Annotated in this window: 1 protein-coding gene; it reads right to left on the bottom strand. The window is 51.8% G+C overall.

Going from position 1 to position 562, the window contains the following annotated elements:
- Positions 1-287 precede the first annotated feature (287 nt).
- The coding region (locus BBI10_RS27465; protein ID WP_167355752.1) for a hypothetical protein at positions 288-562 on the bottom strand (275 nt) is incomplete at its 5' end.

The raw sequence follows: 562 nt of genomic DNA, 5'->3' as shown, positions 1-562 counted from the left end.
TTGAATGCGTCTGCAGGCTCGACTTTAGGACGAGGGTAGGGTGTTGCGTTAATGGATAAAGTGCCGTCAAGCGCCTGTTTGATTGCCGCCGTTAATTTGTCTTTTTGCTCGGCGGTCAGGGAAGTGGTCTTCATTTTCTTTTGCTCCTTGCTAATCTGGTTCACGGAGTCGATGTGTGAATAGGCTGTGAGCCAGGCAGCCGGGTATTGACGTACTTGTTACTCAAACCCGGCGGTATCTAATGATCGTTACTTAAACCAGTCGTAGGGTTTTTCAGCCTGGAACTCTCAAGAAACTGTGCCTGTCAGGAGTACGGTGGTGTCTTGCGTAGTTCCTCCGTCAACAATTTCCAGCCCTTTTGAGTCCGTCACCTTGGTGATTTCAATCGTATGAACAACCGGGACGCTTCTAATGGTGTACGCCTGTTCCGAAAACGGAAAGCGCGTTGCACCGCCATCAAAAGACGCCTCCAGCTTCAGCGTAAGGGTCGAGCCGTCGGTCAGCGTTTTGAGGAGGTCCTTGGAGATGCCCCTGCTCTGGGCGCCCAATGTCGTGACGTTCA

This window comes from Pseudomonas graminis, assembly GCF_001705435.1.
Taxonomy (GTDB): domain Bacteria; phylum Pseudomonadota; class Gammaproteobacteria; order Pseudomonadales; family Pseudomonadaceae; genus Aquipseudomonas; species Aquipseudomonas graminis_B.
The sequence above is the reverse complement of the archived record's forward strand: the minus strand, read 5'-3'. Positions and strand labels throughout refer to the sequence as shown.